At 47.3% G+C, this 748-nt stretch carries 2 protein-coding genes; one reads left to right on the top strand and one right to left on the bottom strand.

From position 1 onward, the window contains the following. Window positions 1-312: IS200/IS605-like element IS609 family transposase (gene tnpA / locus BEB42_RS25920; protein WP_123058329.1), on the bottom strand; the 312-nt coding region annotated here is incomplete at its 3' end. Between the two features lie 7 nt (window positions 313-319). Here tnpA and BEB42_RS25915 point away from each other — a divergent pair. Next, the coding region (locus BEB42_RS25915; RefSeq protein WP_157942754.1) for an RNA-guided endonuclease InsQ/TnpB family protein at window positions 320-748 on the top strand (429 nt) is incomplete at its 3' end.

Below are 748 nucleotides of genomic sequence, written 5' to 3'. Positions count from 1 at the left end.
AATATCTGGTCGATCTCGTCGCAGTAACCTACCCGATACGCCTTTGAGGCTGTTTACCAGACTGGATATCGCCAGTTTGGGAGGATAGTTAATTAACAAATGGACGTGATCTGGTTCGCCATCCATTTCAACCAGTTCAGCTTCAAAATCAGCACATACATTTGAAAAGTAAGTGCGTAGTTTTTCTGTCGCGTCATGGTCAAAAATCTGGCGTCGGTATTTGGTGACAAAGACCAGGTGAACATGCATCAGGAAAACACAATGCCTTCCACGCCGGATATCGGTTTCTTTTTTCACAGACCAAAGTATCATTTGGCCTGTGAAACGACTACAGGCATTTAAATTCCAGTTAAGACCAGGTGGTCAACAGGAGCGTGAAATGAGGCGCTTCGCAGGCGCATGTCGTTTCGTTTTCAATCGTGCTCTGGCGCTTCAGAATGAGAATCATGAGGCCGGTAATAAATACATCCCTTACGGGAAAATGGCTTCCTGGCTGGTTGAGTGGAAAAATGCCACTGAAACGCAATGGCTTAAAGATTCGCCCTCACAGCCATTGCAACAGTCACTGAAAGACCTTGAGCGGGCTTACAAAAACTTCTTCCAGAAGCGGGCTGCTTTTCCCCGATTCAAAAAGCGGGGACAGAATGATGCATTCCACTACCCGCAGGGCGTTAAGCTCGATCAGGAAAACAGCCGTATTTTTCTGCCGAAACTTGGCTGGATGCGCTACCGGAATAGCCGTCAGGTC

The organism is Escherichia sp. MOD1-EC5990 (assembly GCF_002965285.1).
In the GTDB taxonomy this organism is placed as follows: Bacteria; Pseudomonadota; Gammaproteobacteria; order Enterobacterales; family Enterobacteriaceae; genus Escherichia; species Escherichia coli_F.
The sequence above is the reverse complement of the archived record's forward strand: the minus strand, read 5'-3'. Positions and strand labels throughout refer to the sequence as shown.